The organism is Calothrix sp. FACHB-168, assembly GCF_963889195.1.
GTDB lineage: Bacteria > Cyanobacteriota > Cyanobacteriia > Cyanobacteriales > Nostocaceae > Aulosira > Aulosira anomala_A.
The window spans coordinates 24,760-41,781 of the sequence record NZ_CAWPNJ010000055.1; the positions used below are offsets into that span (position 1 = coordinate 24,760).

Annotated in this window: 12 protein-coding genes; 6 read left to right on the top strand and 6 right to left on the bottom strand. The window is 39.7% G+C overall.

The genetic code is table 11. The features are described from left to right. The first annotated feature begins 575 nt into the window (after positions 1 to 575). The 3 genes from AACW45_RS29165 (at position 576) to AACW45_RS29175 (ending at position 2,940) form a co-directional block, all read left to right on the top strand. Positions 576 to 1,133 carry a GNAT family N-acetyltransferase gene (locus AACW45_RS29165; RefSeq protein WP_339385100.1) on the top strand — a complete coding sequence of 186 codons (558 nt, stop codon included), beginning with the start codon at positions 576 to 578 and terminating at the stop codon, positions 1,131 to 1,133. 210 nt (positions 1,134 to 1,343) lie between these two features. After that, the gene (holA, locus tag AACW45_RS29170; RefSeq protein WP_190636453.1) at positions 1,344 to 2,333 is read left to right on the top strand and encodes a DNA polymerase III subunit delta; all 990 of its coding nucleotides are present in this window, start codon (positions 1,344 to 1,346) and stop codon (positions 2,331 to 2,333) included. A gap of 55 nt (positions 2,334 to 2,388) precedes the next feature. Then, complete coding sequence (locus tag AACW45_RS29175; RefSeq protein ID WP_313933815.1) at positions 2,389 to 2,940, top strand: DUF4168 domain-containing protein; 552 nt, start codon at positions 2,389 to 2,391, stop codon at positions 2,938 to 2,940. Positions 2,941 to 3,068: 128 nt separating this feature from the next. Here AACW45_RS29175 and AACW45_RS29180 read toward each other — a convergent pair whose 3' ends face one another. Further along, entirely contained in the window at positions 3,069 to 3,689 is a 621-nt protein-coding gene (locus AACW45_RS29180) for a LuxR C-terminal-related transcriptional regulator (RefSeq protein ID WP_190636455.1), read from the bottom strand. Between the two features lie 769 nt (positions 3,690 to 4,458). Next, positions 4,459 to 6,912 carry a phosphoenolpyruvate synthase gene (gene ppsA / locus AACW45_RS29185; RefSeq protein ID WP_190636457.1) on the bottom strand — a complete coding sequence of 818 codons (2,454 nt, stop codon included), beginning with the start codon at positions 6,910 to 6,912 and terminating at the stop codon, positions 4,459 to 4,461. 313 nt (positions 6,913 to 7,225) lie between these two features. Between ppsA and AACW45_RS29190 the strand changes: the two genes are divergently transcribed. After that, on the top strand, positions 7,226 to 7,630 hold the full coding sequence (locus AACW45_RS29190; protein ID WP_190636459.1) for a hypothetical protein: 405 nt from the start codon (positions 7,226 to 7,228) through the stop codon (positions 7,628 to 7,630). A 137-nt stretch (positions 7,631 to 7,767) separates the two neighbouring features. Here the strand turns inward: AACW45_RS29190 and AACW45_RS29195 are convergent, their stop codons facing one another. The 4 genes from AACW45_RS29195 to AACW45_RS29210 form a co-directional block, all read right to left on the bottom strand. Next, on the bottom strand, positions 7,768 to 8,700 hold the full coding sequence (locus tag AACW45_RS29195) for a hypothetical protein (RefSeq protein WP_190636461.1): 933 nt from the start codon (positions 8,698 to 8,700) through the stop codon (positions 7,768 to 7,770). 159 nt (positions 8,701 to 8,859) lie between these two features. Further along, positions 8,860 to 9,282, bottom strand: coding sequence for a DUF488 domain-containing protein (locus AACW45_RS29200; RefSeq protein ID WP_190636462.1), 423 nt, complete (start codon positions 9,280 to 9,282; stop codon positions 8,860 to 8,862). Positions 9,283 to 9,300: 18 nt separating this feature from the next. After that, the gene (locus tag AACW45_RS29205) at positions 9,301 to 10,098 is read right to left on the bottom strand and encodes a hypothetical protein (protein WP_190636464.1); all 798 of its coding nucleotides are present in this window, start codon (positions 10,096 to 10,098) and stop codon (positions 9,301 to 9,303) included. Positions 10,099 to 10,259: 161 nt separating this feature from the next. Beyond that, positions 10,260 to 13,007 (bottom strand): cation-translocating P-type ATPase, encoded by a 2,748-nt coding sequence (locus AACW45_RS29210; RefSeq protein ID WP_190636466.1) that lies wholly within the window; start codon positions 13,005 to 13,007, stop codon positions 10,260 to 10,262. Positions 13,008 to 13,190: 183 nt separating this feature from the next. On the opposite strand from AACW45_RS29210, the gene AACW45_RS29215 reads away from it, so the two are divergent. Both AACW45_RS29215 and AACW45_RS29220 read left to right on the top strand, forming a co-directional pair. Continuing rightward, entirely contained in the window at positions 13,191 to 14,312 is a 1,122-nt protein-coding gene (locus tag AACW45_RS29215) for an ATP-binding protein (protein ID WP_190636468.1), read from the top strand. Between the two features lie 27 nt (positions 14,313 to 14,339). Continuing rightward, entirely contained in the window at positions 14,340 to 16,958 is a 2,619-nt protein-coding gene (locus AACW45_RS29220) for an MASE1 domain-containing protein (RefSeq protein WP_190636470.1), read from the top strand. Positions 16,959 to 17,022 lie beyond the last annotated feature (64 nt).

Here is a 17,022-nt window from a genome sequence, read left to right on the forward strand (position 1 = left end):
CGAAGACGTTCCCGAAGGGTAGGCAGGCTTCGTATTTCTAGCCCCACCCTTATAGGGTGAGGGCGTTTTTGCACATTTGGGATGCTCCCCAGTAAGGAGATTTACCACAACTTAAAACCTGTAATTTAAAACCCACTTATGACGATGTGACTGATGTTAGGAAAATTGTCCCAATAACTATGATACCAATAAAATTGGGCTAATTTATTTTTGTAATAAACAAATATAAATTAGCATTAAATCTTTACTTATCAGTCATTTATCAAGAACATATTATTATTTAATAAATGCCATTTTTTACCAAATAATTTTTCGGTAAACAGCTAAGTAATATCTTGATAAATAATTAATTTAGCCACAAATAACAGTACAATTACTCAGAAAATACAGCATATTTCACGTAAATGAGGTACAAGCTTCGGGGCATGGCAGTGCCAATGCCCCTACAATCAACTATTATCTGTATCTCACCAACTTGCAATTCGCTGTAAGTGTAGTTACTCACCTAATATGAGCCTTAATCAAAAGACAAACAATAGGCGCAGTAAAAATGCTGTAGTTGAGAGGCGAGGTTGTTGACATATTGCGATCGCCAGTTAAATACCTTATATAAGGCATGTAGTCTTAATGCTAGCCCAAAAAATATGAATGCTCAGGAAATAATTCTTAGACCTGCACAACCAACAGATGCCAGGGATCTGAGTATAATTCATATTGCTGCAATTAAAGCGCTACCAGCTACTTTTTATTCTCCAGAAGAACTGTTAGCTTGGCGCAACTACCGCGATCGCCCCGATAATGGAAATATATTTAAGCTAATTCAAGCAGATAATTTTTGGGTAGCAGCTATAGATAATGTAATTACAGGCTTTGCTAGTTATATTGATGATGAACTCATAGCTTTATACGTGCATCCTCAATATCAAGGGAGAGGAATCGGGCGAAATTTAGTTGAACATTTTTGCGATCGCGCCAGAGAACAAGGTATAGATAGAGTAATGACCACTGCTAGCCTATATGCTGAAGGCTTTTATTCGCGACTAGGTTTTACAGCAATTGCCAGAGCGCCACATTATTTAAGTAAAGGGATAATTGTACCAGTGATGAAAATGAGTAAAAAATTGATGGCGTAGAGAGACGCGATGAATCGCGAGAGACGCGATGAATCGCGAGAGACGCGATGAATCGCGAGAGACGCGATGAATCGCGAGAGACGCGATGAATCGCGTCTGTACAAGAGTCATTTCTCCTCCATGCCCTATGCCCTATGCCCTATGCCCTATGCCCTATGCCCATTTTCAATCTAATGATAGGGTGAAAAAGAGAAGAACTGAGGTTTTTCCATGCCAATTTACTTTTACTGGGGTGAAGATGATTTTGCCATAGAAAAGGCGGTGTCGGCATTAAGCGATCGCATTCTCGATCCTTTATGGACAAGTTTTAACTATACTTCCTTTCTCCCAGATCGAGATGATGCGGTGATTCAAGCCTTAAATGAAGCGATGACACCCAGCTTTGGCGCTGGTGGGAGATTAGTCTGGTTAGTTAATACTACTCTATGTCAGCATTGTCCAGATAATGTGTTAGCTGAACTGACGCGCACTTTACCAGTCATCCCCGAAAACTCATTTTTATTGCTCACCAGTCGCAACAAACCCGACGAACGCTTAAAAGCAACAAAAACGTTAAAGCAGTTCGCTACCGAGTTTCGCGAATTTCCCTTGATTGCCCCTTGGAAAACAGAGTTACTGGTACAAGCTGTCAATCAAGCTGCTCAAAGTTTGGGTGTAAAATTGACACCTAAAGCTGTGGAATTAATTGCTGAGTCTGTTGGTAATGATACAAGACTCCTCTACAATGAAATGGAAAAATTGCGCTTGTATGGGGCTGGAAACAATCAGCCTTTAGATGTAGCAATTATTACTAACTTAATCAGAAATACTACACAAAATAGTTTACAGTTAGCCGCAGCCATTAGAACTGGCGATACGGCTAAGGCTTTAACTACCTTAAACGATTTGATGAATGCTTCCGAGCCTGCTTTGCGGATAGTTGCAACCTTGATTGGTCAATTTCGCACCTGGCTATGGGTAAAAATTATGATGGAAAGTGGCGAGCGAAATTCGGATGCGATCGCTAAAGCAGCAGAAGTTGGGAACCCCAAACGGATTTATTTTTTACAGCAAGAAGTCAAATCCCTCTCTGTACAGCAACTAATCAGCATTTTACCCTTGTTGCTAGAATTAGAAGTCAGCCTCAAACAAGGATATTCCGATATAGCTACAATGCAGACAAAAGTGATAGAACTTTGTCAAGTCTCTCGGAGAAACTGACACAAAATATAAAAATTTCCAGGATTATATAAAAATTTCATGGATAAAAAAATTTGTGGAACTTCTTACTCCTAAAATAATTCAGAGCGAATATCATATCCCTACTGAGTTCTGTGTCACAGGTTATATGCAAAAAACTGCTAATTTATTTTTCCGAGATAGCTTAAAGCAAATGTTTTCTAGAACATTGTATAAGAGTGCGATCGCTACTACAGGTTTAATCGCTAGCGTGCTAATATTTAGCACCAAAGCTAATGCACAAAGTCCATCACCAGTTAATACCAATGAAATCAATAGCTATGCTCAAGCAGTATTAGCAATGGAACCTGCGCGTCAACAAGCCTTTGATGACATTAAAAAACTGATGGGTGGAAGAGAAATCCCCAAAATAGTTTGTAACGATCCTAAAAGCATAAGCGCTCTACCAAAAAAAGCTCAAGGTATCGCCGTTAATTACTGTAAACACTCCCAAAAAATAGTCGAAGATAATAATTTAACCATTGAGCGATTTAACCAAATTACTGTAGATATTCAAAAGGATGAGAACTTAAAACGCCAAGTTTCTAATGCATTAATCCGCTTACAAAATGCGTCAGAAGTTCGTTAAGCAATGAAAGTTACCACATCTTATATCAGATAATTTGGTAATTGCACCCACCATGTAGCAAAAAGTCAAGATGCGTCAAACCCTTACCAATGACAAATGACAAATGACTAATGACTAATGACTAATGACTAATAACTATCCTGAATAGTCACACAAGCTTGACGTTTAGCATGAATATTCTTCATGTGCTTCTTGACCGTGTTGATTGTGATGTACAATTTAGCAGCGATATCTTTATAGCTATAGTTCCTTCTATATAAAGACCAAATTTCCGCTTCTCTCGGCGTTAAATCGTATTTTCTGATTTCAGAAAACGCGACATTTTTCAAAGACTCACAGCGATTTTCAATCGTTACTAAAAAACAAGAATTATGGACAAAATTTAAATTTAGCAATCTCACCCGCACGCGAAAAACTTTTGACGGATTTACGACAATTTCATCCGAAAGAATAACTGGATGATCGGTAGTAAATCTGTAATTCTCTCTTAAAGAATTACAGAGCCGCTCAATCACTGGGTGAATAAAATTCGCCTGGTGTTCTTCTTGATTTAATTGCTCGCATATTGTTAATCCAGATGCATTTGCATGAAATAATTTACCGCGCTCGTCCAAAATTAACAGTCCATCTCCGAGATTTTCAATCACTGCTTGTAATAAATTAGCTTGCAGCGATTCAAAATAATCAATCTTATCTAATTGAGTTGGTTTAATTGCTGTTGCTAGGGAAGTTTTGCTGATAGTAGCCATAGAACGAATCTACGAAAGAATAACTATTGATTTCATAGGTTATACTGACTAAATTTATGCACTGCTAATTTCTGCTGAATAAAGATAATTTATTATTATGCAGATATCGTATATATATAGCAGTCCCATTTGAGTTGTAAAAAATATCAGTGTTGGCTGTTGACTGTTGACTGTTGACTGTTGACTGTCAACGCTTAACAGTCAACAACCCTGTATGTAATATTTCACAACTCCTCAACGGATTACTATATTGGTGTTATTTGTACATTCACACTCTCAGTGCTAATAGTCTGAGTCTCTAGAGTCTTGTTGACTACATAATTTACATACAACTCTTCCGTGAGCTATTTCGGATATATAGGAGGCTAAATTGAAAATAGCGTTGACAGTTGACTGTTGACTCTTACAGCTATTTTCAGGTAAATAAGGGACATCCAATTTTTTAAATACCCAATCAATTTGTAGTGCGAGCAGCGTTCGACTGAGCGCTGCTCGCACTGCGGAATTTGGGTAATTTATTTTTTGTAAGTCCCTAAACCAAACTGTAGGGGCACGGCACCAGTAAAATTATTGTATATATGAGAAGATTGTGGATGCCGTGCCCCTACGACAGATGTGCTTCAAATAGGTGAAAATTGCTGTAATGAGACAAAGCACCAGGGATGAGGGGAGAGATTTTCTTTTTTATGGCTGATTTAAAAGAGTAATTTCTCCCTTCCCTTGTGCTTTCCTACATAGCGATGAAAAAATTTTCATCGAGACTGGCTTTTTAAACCTGATTATCCTCAACTTTGGCGATTTCTAACATTGTTTTGAGAACTGAATCGGGATTTAAACTAATAGAGTCAATTCCCTCTTCTACTAAAAACTGGGCGAATTCTGGATAATCGCTGGGTGCTTGTCCACAAATACCAATTTTGCGATCGCATTTTTTCGCCGCTTGGATAGCCATTTTTACCATGCGTTTAACACCTGGGCTGCGTTCATCAAATAACCGCGCCACCAATGCAGAATCCCTATCTAGTCCTAATGTTAACTGCGTTAGGTCATTAGAACCGATAGAAAAGCCATCAAATACTTCTGCAAATTCCTCCGCCATAATCACATTATTAGGCAACTCGCACATCACATAAACTTGCAAACCGTTCGCGCCTTGGTGTAAACCATTCTTTGCCATTTCTGCTAATACTAACCGTCCCTCATCGGGAGTGCGACAGAAAGGAATCATGGGAATTACATTAGTTAAACCCATTTCTTCCCGCACTCGCTTAATCGCATGACATTCTAAAGCAAACGCTTCCCGATAACCTGGATCGTAGTAACGTCCAGCACCGCGCCAGCCTAGCATTGGGTTTTCTTCATCAGGTTCAAATTGTTTACCGCCTAAAAGATTGGCATATTCATTACTTTTGAAATCAGACATCCGCACAATCACAGGTTTGGGATAAAATGCTGCCGCAATTCTGCCAATACCTTGGGCTAATCTATCAACAAAATATTGAGGTTTATCCTCATAAAGTGCGGTGATTTCGCAAATTTTCTCTTTCACAAATTCATCTTTTAAGTCATCATAGTGAACTAACGCCATTGGATGAATTTGAATTTGATTAGCGATAATAAATTCTGTTCTCGCCAAACCAACCCCATCATTAGGGATAGCAGATAAACTAAATGCTTCTTGAGGATTACCCACATTCATTAAAATCTGTGTGCGGGTGCGGGGTAGATTTTCTAACAAAACTTCTTGGACTTCAAAAGGTAATAAACCGGGGTAAACTAGTCCTTCATCACCTTCCGCACAAGAGACTGTTACCTCTTGACCAGTTGTTAAAATTTCTGTAGCTTTATTACAACCAACAATTGCTGGTACGCCTAATTCTCTGGCAATAATAGCTGCGTGACAAGTGCGTCCGCCAGAGTTAGTAATAATTGCACTCGCCCGTTTCATAATTGGTTCCCAATCGGGGTCAGTTCTATCTGTAACTAATACTTCTCCTGGTTGGAATTGGTCAATTTTATTTACATCTAAAATTAAACGAACTTTTCCTTGACTAATAGCTTCGCCAATAGCCCGTCCGGTAACAAGCGGCTGGGGAGATTTCACAACTTCATCTGTTTTAACTAAGCGATAACTCCGCAGTATATTTCCCCGTTTTTGCGATTGTACTGTTTCTGGTCTAGCTTGGACTATAAATAGTTGATTGGTAATCCCATCTTTTGCCCATTCAATATCCATTGGGGTGTAATAACCATTGACTCGCGAATAATGATCTTCAATTACACAAGCCCAATTTGCTAACTGTAATATCTCGTCATCGCTTAAAACAAATTTGCCTCTTTCGCCTTGAGGAACTAAAATATTTTTCGTAAATTTAGAGCCATCATCATAAACCATTTTGAGTTCTTTACTACCCAATTTTTTATCAATAATTGGGCGGAACCCAGCTTTTAAAGTCGGTTTAAATACATAATATTCATCGGGATTGATATTACCTTGGACGACATTTTCACCCAAACCATAGGCGGCGGTAATTAAGGCTGCATCTTTGAAACCCGTTTCTGTTTCAATAGAGAACATCACCCCAGCAGAGGCTAAATCGGAACGCACCATTTTTTGCACGCCCACAGCTAAAGCAACGCTAAAATGGTCAAAGCCTTTGGTATGACGGTAAGAAATAGCGCGATCGGTAAATAAAGAAGCAAAGCAACGATGACAAGCTGCTAACACCCCAGAAACGCTAACAACGTTGAGGTATGTTTCCTGCTGTCCTGCAAAACTAGCATCGGGTAAATCTTCAGCTGTAGCGCTAGAACGGACGGCAACATCTGTATCTGCATTGTAAGGTTCGCAGAGGGTTTCGTAAGCAGATGCGATCGCCTGACGCAGTTCTGGGGGAAATGGCGTATGCATTAATAAGGCGCGTGCTTTTTTACCCCGTTCTTGTAAATTTTTCATATCCTCCACATCCAAGTCTGCAAACAGTTCTCTTAGCTGTGCGTCTAACCCCGCAGACTCGATGAAATAACGATAAGCATAAGCTGTAGTTGCAAACCCGGTAGGAACCTTCACGCCTTTAGGTGTCAACTGACGAATCATCTCACCTAGTGACGCATTTTTCCCACCAACTAAGGGAATATCCGCAATTCCCACCTCATCAAACCAAAGAATCAGCGATCGCTCTTTTGTATCCACAGACAAAGTATTCTTCGCTACTGTTACCATCAGAATTACCTCACAAGTAAATGCTCTGGTTATAAGTGCAAAATTGCTAGTACTCCTAAGCATCCGGGGATAAGAGTCAAGCAGCAATAATCAGGGATCAAGGAGAACAACAAGCATTACAGAAATTCTCCTAAGTTTGTCGAGAACTTTTATTTGCGCCTTGGCGTGCTAGTTTATTTTGCCTATGTTCAATTTTAGAGATTAAATTTGGGATTGTGTAATGAAAATACCAAGATATAGTCAAGAAAGATTAACAATAATTTGAGATAATCACCTTATTGAGACAAATTGGAAATTAAAGATATAATTGAAGATGGCGCAATTAGAAAATCTCCTCAGAATGGCGGAAGACGAGCTAACTGAGTACAGTACTGACGCTCGTAAAATTGAAAAGCTGCGGCGCAAAATTGGTTTATCAGTATCTTTAGCCGAGCAACGCCAAATCAAGTCCGAATTATTAGCGATAATGCAACCCAATCAAATAGCCCAAATTGTCGAAGAACAAAGACAAGTAGTAGCCTTACCCTTTTGGGGAATTGCCGGCTTAGGTTTATTATTAGGAATTTCTCTAAATCAACCCATCGGATTATTAGCAGCCATCGCTGGTTCTGTCGCTGCTTTTAGAGTTCAAAAATGGGGTTGGCAATTACAAGCAAAACGTTTATTACTGCAAACATTAGAAGATATCGAAACCCGGATTGCTCAACCGAATAAATAATAATTTGCAAAAATAATGCACGTTATGCCCTTCAGAATAAGGGAAATTCAAACAATAAATTATCCCAAATTGTAGGGGCGGGGTAACCCCGCCCCTACGAGTTGCGGGCTTAGTAAGTTAATAATTAGGATATTTTTTCATTCTCCGCCCACAATATACACAGCAGAACCAAAATTCTCATCATCAGTACCAACAACAATACCGCCTTTAGCACCAGAAACAAGTTCTAACGCTTCAATTTTGTGATAATTATTCCGGTAAATTGGTACAAAATGAAAACTTTGCTTGAAGACTATTTTGTTATTACGATATCCCAAAGAACCTGCAACATATACAGCCGATTGAAATGGCCCGTTATCACCAGGATCGCTAGCTGCGCTAATATATATAACTCCTGCTGCATCTATTTTTAAATCGGAAATATGGCGCACATTTCCAGAGGGAAAGGGTACGACTAAATTATTATAACCTGTGGGAACAATTTGATATTTATTCAAATCCAGCAATCCCCAATAAAGAGTTGCTGGTTGTTCTGCTGCGCCGCGATGTGCCCAAACTGCAACTAATTTCTCATCTATATCTTGTAGAGCAAATGCTTCAAAATTACTACCTTTTGGATATGGTGGTAAATTAAACTCTTTAACTAAAGAAATAGTTTTCTTATCAGACTCTAATTTTAAATAATAAGCTTTTCCTAAACTAGTTAAAGCTATAAAAGCAGTATTATTTGTCCCAGGAATAGATGTTAAAGCTTCTAAATCTTCCGGTAATTTTGCGTTACTTGGCCAGTTTAACTCTAAATATTCAGGTTGCTGCTTACCTTTAATATTAATAATTGCTAGACGACCTTGATTTGGTTTTTTATTATCATGAACAATAAGAAAACTTAGGGAATCACTTTGTTGTTCAATCAGCGCTATTCCACTGATACCAAATGGGATACCACCGCGCACAGGTAGCCAATCTTGCGCCCAAACTCGCTGACAGAGGAATAACAGTGTTGATAAGACTACTAAACTGATAATTAACTTGAGGAACCGAGATAGATTAAATCTTGCTGACAGGCGCATAATTGAGCATCCATTAGAGACGATGTGTTAATTGATGCTCAATCATATCAAATTCACGCGATCGCGCCATGCTAGGGAGACAGCTTTTTGTACTTTCAGTCAATCTTACTTAGGTATTAACTTTGTTCTGTATTACCAGAAAAGCTTAGACTGACAAAGTCAAGCTAAATGTTTTACAGGAAGTTGTACTAACTTTTCTAATTGGTGAGCAACCTCTACTCGATGACATCGATGCCAATCTTTCTCTGCACAGAGTAATAAAACAGTTCCAGTACGAGCAATTTCTGCAACCGCTTCTAATGATTTCTCAGCTTCTTGTCTATCGGGAGGTTCCCAAGTTGCATTTCCTGATGTATTTCCTAAATAGATATGAGAAATGTAATTGATCCCTTTAGTAACACAAAGCTTTTCAATTTGTTCTCCATACCATTTTCTACTCCAAGCACGGGGATGAAATCTTACATCAATAACCGATGAGACATTAAACTCTTCAAGGTATTTTATGAACTCTTCATAGCCCTTACGATTACCATAACCGAATGTAAGAATGTATTGATTTGTACATTGTTGCAAGTTATTCATTTTACACTCTTTAATTATTTAAAAAAGACTAAGTTGCTCAAACTCAACTTTTTGTGGATAAAATAGCCCAATAATCATAAAGGCATTCTTATGATTTTTTAGATTACCTACTATAAAGTATAAATCTTTTTTGTTCAAAAAATCATCTACTAATTTTTGTCTAACTTTTTCTAATGCTTCTTGTTCTTTTAATTCTAAAGTAGATGCTTGAGAGTTATTGCGGCAATTTCTATAAAGTTGCATTATCTCCCAATCATTTATAGAGCATTTATGACGTTTACCATCTTGAGCCACAAAATCATAAAAAAATTGGTAAGGAATTTTTTCTAGCTCTACGGAAGGTTCAAATAAATCTAGTTGGTCTTGAATCGCTTGTTGACGGGGACTCCATTCCCGCTCAGTTTTTTTATCATAGTATCTGTTAATTTTTTGAGGTTTAATAATACCTAAAGATTTACCTTGTTGTTTAATGTCACTGATAGAACTAAACTCTAGGGGTAGAATTAGCGACTTTCTCTCTGCCCAATTATCATTGGTACCAATTTTTCTGACAATTTCTATAGATTCATCATTAATTCTAAAGCTTTCTTCTCTGTAGTCTTTTTCATTTCTTTCAATTTCCGCGCTAATAATAGACCATCTAGGATAACGTCGATCGGTTTCTAAATAACGAAATCGGATAGGATAAATGCGAATCCACTGTAGCGGTTGCTCTAAATCATCTAGTAAAACTCCGGCTGTACAGACTGTTTCCTTATACTTTCTGCTAATTGCAGGATATGTTTTTGTAGCAATTAAAATTTTTCTTCTTTCCATTGCTATATAAAGGTTAATGAAATTTTGTATGTTTATTATTTAAACATATTTTCATGGATAATTTTCACTTAAAAACATCTTTTTATATAATGATAGACTCCGCAATTTCTATGCCTCTGTGGTTTAATTAAAAAATCAGGTGGGCATTGCCCACCCTACTATTAATTAGGCGGATCGATACGATTGACAACGGCTGCCCAAAGAATCATCGGTGAACCAACACCTAAACAGAATAACCACTGCTGCCAACTTAAAGGCGCTGTTTCAAACACGTAATTAATAAACGGCACATGGGCAAAGATAATTTGCAAAATAATCGCCCCTATAATCCCAAATGCAATGGCAGGAATATCCACATTTTCTTGAATTGTGCCGTCCATTTTGGCAATTAAATTGGGGATTAATTGGCTAATACTCAACAGATAAAATATCCGCCCAGCAATTAAGGAATTAATCGCCATTGTTCGCGCCAAATTTAAATCGCCTGTGGTTTGGCGGATATATTCAAATACGCCAAATATCACAATCCAGTTAAACAATGAAATTGCTAAAATCCGCTTTAACCGACTTGCCGATAATAAGGGTTCGTTGGGATGGCGCGGTGCTTGTTCCATGATGTTTTGCGCTTTTGGTTCAAAGGCTAAAGGTACTGTCATGGTGATGGAGTTGAGCATATTTAGCCAGAGGATTTGTAAGGATAAAATCGGTAAATCTCTGGCTAATAAGGTGCTAATCAAAATTGTCATTGATTCGCCACCATTCACCGGCAAAATAAAGCAAATGGCTTTGATGAGGTTTTTGTAAACCGCACGCCCTTCTTCTACAGCTGCTTCAATAGAAGCAAAGTTATCGTCGGTAAGCAGCATATCTGCGGCTTCCTTCGCAACTTCTGTACCTGCGCCACCCATCGCAATCCCGATATCTGCTTGTTTTAAGGCGGGTGCGTCGTTGACACCATCTCCTGTCATGGCGACGATTTCGCCTTTTGATTGTAAGGCTTCGACTAAACGCAGCTTTTGTTCGGGGGCGACACGGGCAAAGACTACGCCTTCTTCGGCTACTTGGGCGAGTTCTGCTGGTTCCATTTTTGCTAGTTCTGCACCTGTGAAGGCGAGAACTGAACCGTTTTTGTTAATGCCCATACGACGAGCGATCGCCCCAGCTGTGATAGCATGATCTCCGGTAATCATCTTCACTTGAATTCCGGCTGATTGACAGGCTTGCACGGCTTTAATTGCACTCTCACGGGGTGGATCGATCATTCCCTGTAAGCCTAAGAATATCAAGCCATCCTCAATATCTGCACGATCTACTGTATTTTGCCCATCGCTCACAGGCTTTTTCGCTAACGCCAACACCCGCAAGCCTTGTCGCGCCATAATATTCACTTCCCGTTCGATGGAAGTTTGTTTTAATGTCTCGACACAATCGAGGGGACGAGGTTGTCCATTTGTGTTTAACATTAAGGTGCAGCGTTGCATAATCGCCTCGACGGAACCCTTGATATAGATGGTTTTACCCTTGGGTGTGGCGTGCAAAGTCGCCATGTATTGATAGTCTGATTCAAAGGGTATCCCATCTAATTTAGGCATTTGCTTGGTTAAGGTTGGTTGGCTAAAACCGACTTTGTTTGCAGCTGTAATTAATGCGCCTTCGGTGGGATCTCCCATGACTACCCATCTACCATTTTTCGTCTCTAGGTGGGAATCATTGCAGAGTAAGCCGGCGATTAAGCATTCTTGCAAACCCTTATCACTGTTCAAATCTACAGGTTTCTCATCGTTGAGAATTTCCCCGTCTGGTGCATAACCTACACCTGTAACAGTATATTGATGTCCCCCTGCATAGATGGCTTGTACTGTCATTTGGTTTTCTGTCAAAGTTCCGGTTTTATCGGAACAAATGACAGTTGCACTACCCAAGGTTTCCACAGCCGGTAATTTGCGGATAATTGCATTGCGTCGCGCCATCCGGGAAACGCCAATGGCGAGGGTGACTGTGACAACTGCTGGTAAACCTTCGGGAATGGCGCTGACTGTTAACGCTACCGCCGCTTCTAAAGCATCTTGAAAACTGCGGGAACTTAAGCCGACGAAAAAGCACAGGGTAGCTAACCCTAGCACCATATACAACCAATTTTGACTGAATTTATCAAATTTTCTGGTTAAAGGCGTGGAAAGATTGGTATGCTGCTCCATTAGCTGGGAAATGCGCCCGGTTTCCGTCTCATTCCCTGTAGCTACGACAATTCCCGTACCTTGCCCAAAGGTAACAAAACCACCTGCGTAAGCCATGTTTTTTCGTTCGGCTAGGGCAGTGTCTGGGTTTAAGGTTGCGGTATGTTTTTCTATGGCTACTGATTCCCCAGTTAACGCAGATTCATCGATTTGCAAATTTTTTACTTTAATTAACCGTAAATCTGCTGGGACTTTATCGCCAGAGGTGAGTAATACAATATCTCCAGGGACTAAATCGCGGGAAGGGATGCGAATTTTTTGACCGTCACGGATAATTGTGGCTTCCGTAGTAATGGCTTTGGCTAAAGCTGCGATCGCACTTTCGGCTTTTGACTCTTGAATAAAGCCAATGATGGCGTTAGTAGTCGTCACACCCCAAATTACCCCAGCGTTGACAAAACTACCTGTTACCGCCTTTACCAACCCCGCACACAACAAAATAATCAGTAGCGGTTGGTTAAATTGCAGCAGAAACTTCAACCACCAAGGTTTACCCGGCTTCGCCACTAGTTCATTTGCGCCCAATGTATTCAACAGCATAACTGCTGTTGCATCATTCAACCCATATTCAGCGTCACTTTGCAACCGCGCGATCGCTTCCTCAATATCCAAGCCATGCCAAACAGTCAGCTGCTTATCTTCTGGAGCGATGGTAGATACAGCTGGAGCCATAACTCTTTATTCCCTTGTTTTAAAGTGTTATATTTTGTATAACACGAAATTTTAGTGCTATTTATTTGCAAACACTAAATTATTTAAATAATAATCATAGTTATTCAGCATGGAACAACCATTAACCGTCAACCGTCAACCATCAACCCATTCCACGGTTGCCCACTACTCCCACAACTTAGTATGCTGACGTTACAGATAGGGCAGCATTCAGCAGGCGGGTATATTTTGGACTTGGCTACTCCTTTACAATTAATTGGGCGCTCGGTGGAATTTCAGCATGTTGTCGAAGTGCTGGCGCGAGATGGTGATTTGCTGATTACGGGAGTACCGGGGAGTGGGAGGCGTACTTTAGTGCGAGGTGCAGCTCAAGAAGTAGGTGCGATCGCATTGGAAATCGATTGTATCCGCGCTATCGATGGGCAGCGATTTGTGCAATTGTTGGCGGAGGTGATTAGCCAAAATTGGCAACTAGAAAAAATCCACAGCTGGGTGGCTGAGAATGCTAGGGAGTTTTTTGTCTACAATTCTGAAGGAAAACTAAAAATATTACCTTCCCTTAACCAAAAACAGGTATGGCAAGCATTTGAATTATTGTTGCAATTGACACAAATTATCGCCGTAGATTTACAGCAACGAGTAGTATTAATTTTGCATAGTTTTCCCCACATTCGCTCTTGGGATCGAAATAATTTGTGGGAAGCAACATTCCGCAGAGAAATTAAGGCACAAACGGAAGTTAGTTATGTTTTAATTGCGACTATTGCTGAAACAAGTCAGCACACAGATGAAAATAACTATCCTTTAGAAACGATACAGTTACCTCCCTTAGTTAAAGATGTTTTAGGATTGTGGGCAAGGGAGATGTTACATACACAAGGACTAAAATTTGATTCTCGTTCTTGTGCTTTACAACTCTTCTTAGATGCAGTACAAGGACATATAGGCGATGCAATGGCGTTGATTCGTCGCTTGCAAACTTTGTGTCCTGCTGATGAATTAATTACAGAAGAACATGTACAACAAGCAATTGCCGGATTACTCAAAGATTTATCGATTACCTTTGAATCATTACTGATGCTATTACCTGCAAATCAGGTACACTTGCTGGAATGTTTAGCTTTAGATCCCACAGCAAAACCCCAGAGTAAAGAGTATATTCAAAAACATGGACTATCAAGAGGCGGCAGCCTACAAGGTGCATTGACTGGATTACAGCATAAGGGTTTAATTTACAATGCAGAGCAAGGTTATAAACTAGCTTTGCCGTTATTAGGTTTGTGGTTACAGCGACGTTTGAGCTAAAAATTAGGAGATTTGCTGCTTAAGCCTATGCGTAGAAGGCTTGTAATTACAGTTTTAGGGTTATTAGCCTTAGTTCTGGCTCATCAAATGGCTCTCATCTACCAAATTCAGCCAGGAATCTCTTTATGGTTTCCGCCTTCAGGTGTGGCGATCGCGCTCACTTTTTGGTTAGGGACTGATGGTATCTTACTTACAGGATTGGCATCATTTTTGATGGCACCATTTTGGGGCTTGCAAGGTTGGGAACGACTCATTGGTTTTACTGATGGTATAGAGCCTTTGATTGCTTGGTTACTCTATCGTCGTCTTAAACAAGGTTCGCTGCGATTAAATAATCTCAGAGATGCCGCAATTTTTACCTTAACCGTACCCATAGCAGCCTCTGCTAGTTTAGCTGTAATTGGTAGCTTAACTTGGTTAGCTGTGGGAAAAATGTCTTGGGCTAGCTTGGCGCAAACTATCCCTAATTGGTGGTTAGGTAATGCTATGGGAGTGATGGCAATTACACCAACTGCTTTATTAGTATTCACGCCATTTTTTCAGTCTATGGGCTGGATAGATCGTGAGGAAGGGGTAGATTCTAGCTTAAATGCTGTCAATTTCCGACAATCGCGGCGATTTATCCTGGAAATTAGCACGATTATTTTGCTGTGTGTAGCGATCGCAATTCTCACTGTTACCCAAACTCAACAAACACATTTTCGCTTCCAACAATTATCTTTTTTAAGCTTTATTCCCGTTTTATGGGCTGCCAGTCGCTTTGGTGTTACCAGTGGAATGTTAATCTCTACATTCTGCGTATTAGTAACTTTATTTTGTTATCTCATTGTCTACCCAGATACAATTTTAATAGACAATTTTATGCTTCCTGGTGAAGTTTTACACGTTCATAAACTAAGTTTATTAGTCCAATGTGCTGTAAGTTTACTGGTAGGAACAGCAATTACAGAAAGAGCCAAAACTCAAGTAACATTAGCCGTAGAACGAGTCAAACTTGGTGAATATCAAGCCCGTGCTAAACTTTCGGAAAAACTGATTTATCTAAATGATTCTTTAGTTGCTACTAATATTCGCCTAGAGGAATCTAACCGGGAAAAAGATGAATTACTCCGGCGAGAACAATCTTTGCGGCAGCGTCTAGCCAATATTCTTGAAAGCATGACTGATGCTTTTATCGCAGTCAATCAAGATTGGCAAATTACTTATATTAATCAACAAGCAGTGAACATTATCGGCGTAGACGCAGATAGAATAGTAGGAAATAACTTTTGGGAACAATGGCCAGACAGTCATGGTACACCATTTGAGCGCGAATATCGTCGCGCATTAACTGAAGGAATACCCGTACATTTTGAAGCTTTTTGCGAAGGCGATTGTAAATGGTTTGAAGCCCATGCTTACCCCTCAGAAGATGGTTTAGGTATCTTTTTTAGAAATATTACTAGACGCAAGCAAGCAGAAGTAGAACGAGAACAATTATTAACTAGAGAGCAAGCTGCAAGGGCAGAAGCGGAAAAAGCCAACCGCCTCAAAGATGAATTTTTAGCTGTACTTTCCCATGAATTACGTACTCCCCTCAACCCGATTTTAGGTTGGGTATCTTTAATTAAAATGTATAAATATGAGGGAGAAAAATTATTTCGCGGCTTAGAAATTATCGAGCGCAATGCTAAGTTACAAATTCAACTAATTGAAGACTTGTTAGATGTTTCTCGCATTCAACAAGGCAAAATGGTATTAAATATCCAGCCAGTGAATTTAGCGAAGATAATTACCGCAGCTTTGGAGACGATGCACTTAGCATTAGAAGCGAAAAATATTCAACTAAAAACTAGTTTAGATAGTCATATTGGCTTAGTAGCTGGGGATGTCGCTCGCTTGCAACAAATATTTTGGAATCTCCTATCTAACGCCGTAAAATTTACCCCATCAGGAGGACAGATAGAAGTAAGGCTAGAACAAGTAGATAGTCATGCTGTAATTCAAGTCAAAGATAATGGTAAAGGCATTAGCTTAGATTTTCTTCCCCATGTATTTGAATATTTCCGTCAAGCTGATGGCACAATTACCAGAGAATTTGGCGGCTTAGGATTAGGACTAGCAATTGTGCGCCATCTCACAGAATTGCATGGCGGAACAGTGCAAGTAGAAAGCCAAGGAGAAGGTACAGGGGCAACATTTATTGTAAATTTACCATTGATGCCCAAACAATCACAAATATCAGCCAATGAGCGGACATTAAATAATCATGAAAATTTGGCAGGTTTACGGATTTTAGTAGTAGATGACGATCGCGATACAGGTGAATTTATCACGATTATGCTGGAAAATTTAGGTGCATCAGTCACGGCTGTCACTTCCGCCGGCGAAGCTTTAGAAATCATTGCCCAATCTCGCCCAGATTTACTGTTAAGCGATATTAGTATGCCAGGAATTGATGGCTATATGTTAATCCGTTTAATTCGCGCTATGCCACCAGAACAAGGAGGGAAAATTCCCGCGATTGCCTTGACAGCTTTCGCCGGGGAAATGAACCAAAAACAAGCAATTGCAGCCGGCTTTCAAATGCACCTATCTAAGCCAGTTGAATTAGAAAAATTATTAACAGCAACCACAAAAATTTTAGAATTAAGGGATAGGAGTTAGGGAAGGGGATAAGGGAGAAGGAGAAGGGAAGAAGGACAAATGACTATTGACCATTGACCATTGA

Coding starts and splice junctions, on each gene's coding strand:
- holA (WP_190636453.1), top strand. CDS start 1,344: ATGCCAATTTACTTTTACTGGGGTGAAGATGATTTTGCCATAGAAAAG.
- AACW45_RS29180 (WP_190636455.1), bottom strand. CDS start 3,689: ATGGCTACTATCAGCAAAACTTCCCTAGCAACAGCAATTAAACCAACT.
- ppsA (WP_190636457.1), bottom strand. CDS start 6,912: ATGGTAACAGTAGCGAAGAATACTTTGTCTGTGGATACAAAAGAGCGA.
- AACW45_RS29190 (WP_190636459.1), top strand. CDS start 7,226: ATGGCGCAATTAGAAAATCTCCTCAGAATGGCGGAAGACGAGCTAACT.
- AACW45_RS29195 (WP_190636461.1), bottom strand. CDS start 8,700: ATGCGCCTGTCAGCAAGATTTAATCTATCTCGGTTCCTCAAGTTAATT.
- AACW45_RS29200 (WP_190636462.1), bottom strand. CDS start 9,282: ATGAATAACTTGCAACAATGTACAAATCAATACATTCTTACATTCGGT.
- AACW45_RS29205 (WP_190636464.1), bottom strand. CDS start 10,098: ATGGAAAGAAGAAAAATTTTAATTGCTACAAAAACATATCCTGCAATT.
- AACW45_RS29210 (WP_190636466.1), bottom strand. CDS start 13,007: ATGGCTCCAGCTGTATCTACCATCGCTCCAGAAGATAAGCAGCTGACT.
- AACW45_RS29215 (WP_190636468.1), top strand. CDS start 13,191: ATGCTGACGTTACAGATAGGGCAGCATTCAGCAGGCGGGTATATTTTG.
- AACW45_RS29220 (WP_190636470.1), top strand. CDS start 14,340: ATGCGTAGAAGGCTTGTAATTACAGTTTTAGGGTTATTAGCCTTAGTT.